This is a genomic window from Bradyrhizobium sp. P2_E8, assembly GCF_056403875.1.
In genome coordinates, this window is the sequence record NZ_JBFUES010000397.1 from 1 (window position 1) to 6,401 (window position 6,401).

Consider the following 6,401-nt stretch of genomic DNA (forward strand, 5'->3'; position numbering starts at 1 on the left):
GGCCCGAGCGCACGGGGGCCTCGAGCAGCAGCGAGGTTGGCTTGGCCTCGGCCTTCGCTTCGGCCTTTTTCGGCGCGCTCGGCTCGACCACGCAGCTGCGCCCGCCCGAGAGCAGCGGCGGCATCATGGGGGTCAGCCGGCCCTCCTCCACGCCCTCGATCCCGAGCACGCGGATGTTGCGATCCTGAAGGCTGGTGAGCAGATGATTGATGCCGGACTGGCTGAGATCGACCGAGGACAGGTCGATCACCACGGGCCGGCCGGCGAAGAAGCCCGGCGAACGCGCGATGGTGGTGTCGATCTCCTGGAGCCAGTCCTGGATCGGAACCGTCGGCACGAACACGAAGGCCACGTAGGAGCGCCCGCGCAGGCGCACCATTTGGCGTTGGACTTTTGCTGCAGCCTCCATGGCGGCCGACTCGTTCCCTGTTATTGAATGGTTAACGATGCGGCGGATATGGTTAACGGCCGGTTAATTTCTCCCTGGGCTACGTGAGTTGGACTGGCGGTCGGCCCTTGAGCGGCCGGACCTTCGGCAGGCGCTCCCGCCCAGCACATAGCCGTCATCGCCCGCGCAGCGGGCGATCCAGTACTCCGAGACGGGAGTGGGTCAGTCGATAGGCTGCGGCGTACTGGATGCCCCGCCGGAGCCTGTCATCGGGCTCGCCGAAGGCGAGACCCGGTGGCGGGGCATGACACCGGTATGGGACGCGAGCGCTTCCGCCTGTAGCCCCCCTACTTCTTCACCTTGCTCGCATCCATCTTGATGGCGGGATCCAGCATCCTGGTCGTGAACGCCGTCGTCACGTCGAACGGCTTCTCCATGCCGAGATAGGTCTGGACCAGATCGTAGTCCTTCTTCATGCGCTCGCCGTCGATCCAGCCGAGGCTCTTCGTCGTCGTGAACTCGTCCGTCATCAGGAACTTGATGCGCTCCCACTGGCGCTCCTGGCTCTCCCTGTCGAGGCCGGAGACCTGGTCGAGCAGCGCCTTCAGGCACGGGGTGACGTCGGCGACGCAGGCCGCGAAGGCCTTCTGCGTGACGCGCACGAACTCCTCGACCAGCTTCGGGTTCTTCTGGAGATAGGCRCCATTGACGATCAGCGAATTGCCGTAAGGGTTGAGGCCGATGTCCTTCCAGTTGACGTAGCCGAGATCGGGTCCGAACTCGATCACCTTGCGGTCGTGCTCGTTGTAGAAGTCGCTGATGATGTCGACGGTATGGCTCTTCAGCGCTGCGATCTTCGCAGTCGGCCCGACATTGACGAAGCCGACCGCATCCGGCGCAAGCCCTGCGGCCTTGGCGAAGGCCGGCCACATCACGCGCGAGGCGTCCCCGGGTGGATTGCCGATCTTGTGGCCGGCGAAATCCTTGACGCCGTTCACGCCGTAGCTCTTCAGCCAGTAGAAGGTCTGGCCGGTGTTGGCGTAGACGCTCATCACCGCGACGGTGTCGGCGCCCTTGCTCTTGGCCACCAGCATGGTGGCGAGATCGGCGACGCCGAACGGCGAGCCGCCGGAGCCGACCTTGGCGGCGGAGACGCCGGAGCCCTTGCCGGTCTCGATGGTGAGGTCGATGCCGGCCTTCTCGTACCAGCCCTGCGCCTTCGCGTAATAATAGGGCGAATGGTCGGCCGTCGGCGTCCAGTTCAGGATCATGTTGACCGCCTCGCCCGCGTTCGCGGGCACGCCCGGCAAACCGAGCATCAGGGTCACAACCGCCGCCTGCAAACGCTTCATCGCATGTCTCCTCAATGCCGCGACCCGGCTTGTCGCTCTCCCCTTGTGAGGATACCAATGCAACAAGTCCGCCCTCAACTTGTCAACTGTTTGGTTGGAAATGCCCGCAAAACGATCTGGCGACACCGTGCCGCAGCGGCGCGACCCCGTCGCGACCCGCAAGAAGCTGCTCACCGCGGCGCGCCTGGAGTTCGCCCGGCACGGCCTTGCGGGCGCCCGCGTCGACGAGATCGCCGAGCGCGCCGGCGTCAACAAGCAGCTCGTCTACCACTACTTCGGCGACAAGGACGCGCTCTACCTCGCCGTGCTCGAATGGGTCTATGAGGACATCCGCGAGCAGGAGCGCAGGCTCAATCTGGAAGGCCTGCCGCCCGACAAGGCGATCCGCCGGCTGATCGAAGCATCGTTCGATCACCTTGCGGCACACCCTGATTTCATTGTGCTTCTGAACGACGAGAACCGCGGCGGCGCCCGCCATGTCCGCGGTTCCACGCGGCTGGAGGCAATGCACTCCCCGCTGGTGAAGAGCGTCTCCCACATTCTCCAGGAGGGCGTGCGTAGCGGACTTTTCCGCAAAGGGATCGACCCCGTCCAGCTCTACATCTCCATTGCGGGCCTCAGCTATTTCTTCTTCTCAAACACGCCGACGCTGTCGGCGATCTTCGGCAAGGACCTGTCGAGCCGCGCCCAGCGCCGCGCCCGCCGCAGGCATGTCGTCGACCTCGTGCTCCAGTCGCTCCGCCCATAATCAACCAACTGGTTGAAACTTGCCCCGGGGACGGTTAGGCTTGCCGTCGTGGCGGAGAGGCCGCGAGCAACGGGGAGCAACAGGTGGCAGGTGACGGAGCAGGCCCGGCCCGCAACTTTGCGATCATCCTGATCGTGCACCTCGCCGTGCTCGTGCTGTGGCAGGTCGCGGTCGATGCCTTCCACGTGCCGAAATTCATCCTGCCCTCTCCGCTCGCGACCGTGCAGACGCTGGGAACCGCGAGCTACGCCTGGGGCGCCAATACGCTGGTGACGGCGATCGAGATACTCGGCGGCTTCGCGCTCGGCGCATTCGTCGGCGTCACCCTCGCGGTGATCTTCAGCTGGGCGCCTCTGCTGAGCCTCGTGCTGCTGCCGCTGTTCGTGACGCTGAACATGATCCCGAAGGTCGCGCTCGGCCCGCTTCTGATCGTCTGGTTCTCCTACGGCATCGTGCCGAATATCCTGATCGCCTTCAGCATCTGCTTCTTCCCGATCCTGCTCACCACCGCCCGCGGCTTGCGCGAGGTCGAGCCGGATCTGCTCGATCTCGTCAAATCGCTGCGCGGCTCGCGCTGGACGCTGTTCCGCAAGATCCAGCTGCCGGGATCGCTGCCTTACGTGTTCTCCGGCATGAAGGTCGGCGCCATCCTGGCGGTCGCCGGCGCCATCGTCGGCGAGTTCATCGCCTCCGAGCGCGGGCTCGGCTACCTCATGATCCAGGTGCAGTCGTCGCTCGACACGCCCGCGATGGTGATGGCCGTCGTGCTGCTGACGCTGCTCGGCGTCGCCCTCTACGGCCTCGTGCTCGCCCTCGAACGCATGTTCGTCGTGGGCGACGCCCGGCAGACTTAGCTAAAGGAACGATCCATGCTCCTCACCCGCCAGACGCTGCCGAAGACCATTCCGGATATCGCGGCGCTCGACGATCTCCTGTGCCGGCCGACCCAGGCACTGATCGACGACCTCGCCAAAGTCGAGGGCGACATCATGATCCTCGGCGTCGCCGGCAAGATGGGCCCGACGCTGGCGGGGCTCGCCAGAGCGGCCGCACCGGATCGCCGCGTCATCGGCGTGGCGCGCTTCAGCGAGGCGGGCGTCAAGGACTGGCTGCATGGGCGCGGTGTCGAGACGATCAATTGCGACCTGCTCGATGAGGCCGCGATCAAGGCGCTGCCGAAGGCGCCCAACATCGTCTTCATGGCCGGCCGCAAGTTCGGCGCCGAGGGCGATCTGTCGCTGACCTGGGCGATGAACGCGCATGTGCCGGCGCTGGTCGCGCAGGCCTTCCCGTCGTCGCGGATCGTCGCGTTCTCGACCGGCTGCGTCTATCCCTTCGTGCCGGTCGACGGCCAAGGCGCGACCGAGGCCATGGCGCCGAACCCGCCCGGCGAATACGCCCAATCCTGCGTCGGCCGCGAGCGCATGTTCGAATATTTCTCGCGCAAATCTGGAACGCCCGGCCGGCTGTTCCGGCTCAATTACGCGATCGACATGCGCTACGGCGTGCTGCACGACATCGCCACCAAGGTCCTCACCGGCACGCCGATCGACGTCAGCCTTGGCCATGTCAATTTCATCTGGCAGGGCGATGCGTCCGCGCAGGCGCTGCGCTGCCTCGCCCATTGCACGGCGCCGACCTCGCCGATCAATGTCAGCGGCCACGAGATCCTGGCGGTGCGCGATCTCGCCGCGAAATTCGGCGCCCGCTTCGGCCGCGCACCGGTGCTGACCGGCAAGGAGGAGCCGACGGCGTGGCTCACCGATACCTCGCAGGCGGTCGGGCTGTTCGGCCTGCCGGTCGTCGACACCGAGCAGCTGATCGCCTGGACCGCCGACTGGGTATCCCGCGCCATGCCGAGCCTCGGAAAGCCCACCAAATACGAGGTGCGCGATGGCCGCTACTGACGGTCCGCCCATCCTCAAGCTCGGCGCCGACGACGCGATCGCCGGGCTCGTTCTATCGGTCGAAGCGCACTGGAACCAGACCGAAGAGGACTGGCGCATCTTCCTGCGCGACGGCGTCGTGTTCGGCATCCGCGACGGCATGCGGCTGGTCGCAACCGCAGCGCTGCTGCCCTATTCCGGCAACAACGCCTGGATCAGCATGGTGCTGGTGACGGCGACGCATCGCCGCCGCGGCCTCGCAACGCGCCTCGTCGATGCCTGCCTGGAAACTGCGCGCAAGAACGGCCTGACGAGCTGGCTTGACGCAACGCCCGACGGTGCTGCCGTTTACGGGCCGCTCGGCTTCACGCCGACACTGCAATTGCGCCGGCTGAAGCTGGCGAAACCCGCGCGAGCCGAAGCGCCGCGGTCTTCTTCCGCGACCATCGAGGCGCTTCGCGCGCGGGACCGGCGGGCCACCGGTTTCGACCGGAGCGCCCTCCTCTCCGCCTTCGCACAACGCTCCGGCTCGCGCATCGTCTCCGCGAACGGCGCCATCGCGCTGGTTCGCGACGGCAGAACCGCCCGCCATATCGGCCCGTTGTTTGCGAATGACGCGGTGGAAGCATTGGCTCTGGTTGGTGCGATCGCCCGATCCGAGACCGCCCCTCTGCTGATCGATGCCGTCGCGTCACACGGCGCGTTCCTGGAAGGATTGACCGCATCCGGCTGGACCGTCGAACGGCYGTTCCAGCGCATGCGCTTCGGCCCTGCCACCGCTACCAGCGAGGAAATGCCGTTCGCCGTCGCCGGCCCCGAATTTGGATAGGACATCATGCACCACAGCCAGATCAACAGCGACATCCGCAAGMTGATCGCCGACGGCACCGTGCTGCCGGCGCACCCTCTTGCGCTCACCGCCGAGCGAAAGCTCGACGAGAAGCATCAGTGCGCGCTGACGCGCTACTATATCGACGCCGGCGCCGGCGGCCTTGCGGTCGGCGTGCACACGACGCAATTCGCGATCCGCGACGTCGGCCTCTACCGTCCCGTGCTGGAGCTCGCCGCCGAGACCGCCGCGAGCTGGACCAGGCGTCCGCTGGCGATGGTCGCGGGACTTGCCGGTTCGACCCGGCAGGCAACCGCCGAGGCGCGCATGGCCCGTGACATCGGCTATCACGCCGGCCTGCTCAGCTTGGCCGCGATGAAGAGCGCCTCCGAGGACGAGATCATTGCGCATTGCACGGCGGTCGCCGCCGAGATCCCGCTGGTCGGCTTCTATCTTCAGCCGGCGGTGGGTGGCGTCATCCTGTCGAGCCGGTTCTGGCAGCGCTTTGCATCGATCGACAACGTCATCGCGATCAAGATCGCGCCGTTCAACCGCTACCGCACGCTCGACGTCCTGCGCGGCGTGGCGGCGGCGGGTGCGCTCGACCGCGTCGCGCTCTACACCGGCAATGAYGATCACATCCTGCTGGACTTGATGCTGCCCTTCGACCTCCGCGACAACGGCGTCACCACGCGAACCTACTTCAAGGGCGGCCTGCTCGGCCATTGGTCGGTGTGGACGGCGAGCGCGATCAAGCAGTTCGAGCTCTGCAAGGCGGCGCGGCACAAGGACAGCGTGCCGGCGGATCTGCTCGCGCTCGATGCCCGCGTCACCGATTGCAACAGCGCCTTCTTCGACGTCGCCAACAACTTTCACGGCTGCATCGCCGGCTGCCATGAGATCTTGCGGCGTCAGGGCCTGATGCAGGGGCTGTGGTGCCTCGATCCGGCCGAGGGCCTGAGCCCCGGCCAGAAGGAAGAGATCGACCGCGTCTGCCGCGAGCACGCCGACCTCAGCGACGATGCCTTCGTGGCCGCCAACCTCGACAAATGGCTGGCATGACGGAAGAGCCCTTCATCAGCCTGCGCGGCGTCAGGAAAGTCTACCGCAGCGGCGGCGCGGAGTTTCTCGCCGTCTCCGACGTCACGATGGACGTGCAGGAAGGTGAGCTCGTTTCGCTGGTCGGCCCGTCCGGCTG

7 protein-coding genes and 1 pseudogene are annotated in these 6,401 nt (G+C 66.4%); 6 read left to right on the plus strand and 2 right to left on the minus strand.

All coding sequences use genetic code 11. From position 1 onward, the window contains the following. Both AC1D00_RS21515 and AC1D00_RS21520 read right to left on the minus strand, forming a co-directional pair. A partial coding sequence (locus AC1D00_RS21515) for a septum site-determining protein MinC (protein ID WP_477012053.1) occupies positions 1-409 on the minus strand: 409 nt, incomplete at its 3' end. Positions 410-735: 326 nt separating this feature from the next. After that, on the minus strand, positions 736-1,740 hold the full coding sequence (locus tag AC1D00_RS21520) for an ABC transporter substrate-binding protein (RefSeq protein WP_477012054.1): 1,005 nt from the start codon (positions 1,738-1,740) through the stop codon (positions 736-738). 100 nt (positions 1,741-1,840) lie between these two features. Between AC1D00_RS21520 and AC1D00_RS21525 the strand changes: the two genes are divergently transcribed. The 6 genes and pseudogenes from AC1D00_RS21525 to AC1D00_RS21550 all read left to right on the plus strand — a co-directional run. After that, on the plus strand, positions 1,841-2,488 hold the full coding sequence (locus tag AC1D00_RS21525) for a TetR/AcrR family transcriptional regulator (RefSeq protein WP_027542519.1): 648 nt from the start codon (positions 1,841-1,843) through the stop codon (positions 2,486-2,488). A gap of 83 nt (positions 2,489-2,571) precedes the next feature. After that, the gene (locus AC1D00_RS21530) at positions 2,572-3,342 is read left to right on the plus strand and encodes an ABC transporter permease (RefSeq protein ID WP_025575387.1); all 771 of its coding nucleotides are present in this window, start codon (positions 2,572-2,574) and stop codon (positions 3,340-3,342) included. 15 nt (positions 3,343-3,357) lie between these two features. Next, entirely contained in the window at positions 3,358-4,395 is a 1,038-nt protein-coding gene (locus AC1D00_RS21535; protein ID WP_404555840.1) for an NAD-dependent epimerase/dehydratase family protein, read from the plus strand. Continuing rightward, positions 4,382-5,203: a GNAT family N-acetyltransferase gene (locus AC1D00_RS21540; protein ID WP_477012055.1), complete on the plus strand. Its 822-nt coding sequence runs from the start codon at positions 4,382-4,384 to the stop codon at positions 5,201-5,203. Before AC1D00_RS21535 ends, AC1D00_RS21540 begins: the two co-directional genes overlap by 14 nt. Before the next feature lie 6 nt (positions 5,204-5,209). Continuing rightward, on the plus strand, positions 5,210-6,265 hold the full coding sequence (locus AC1D00_RS21545) for a dihydrodipicolinate synthase family protein (RefSeq protein ID WP_477012056.1): 1,056 nt from the start codon (positions 5,210-5,212) through the stop codon (positions 6,263-6,265). Next, positions 6,253-6,401, plus strand: a pseudogene (locus tag AC1D00_RS21550) (ABC transporter ATP-binding protein); the annotation flags it as partial. The gene AC1D00_RS21545 and the pseudogene AC1D00_RS21550, both read left to right, overlap by 13 nt.

Coding starts and splice junctions, on each gene's coding strand:
- AC1D00_RS21525 (WP_027542519.1), top strand. CDS start 1,841: ATGCCCGCAAAACGATCTGGCGACACCGTGCCGCAGCGGCGCGACCCC.
- AC1D00_RS21535 (WP_404555840.1), top strand. CDS start 3,358: ATGCTCCTCACCCGCCAGACGCTGCCGAAGACCATTCCGGATATCGCG.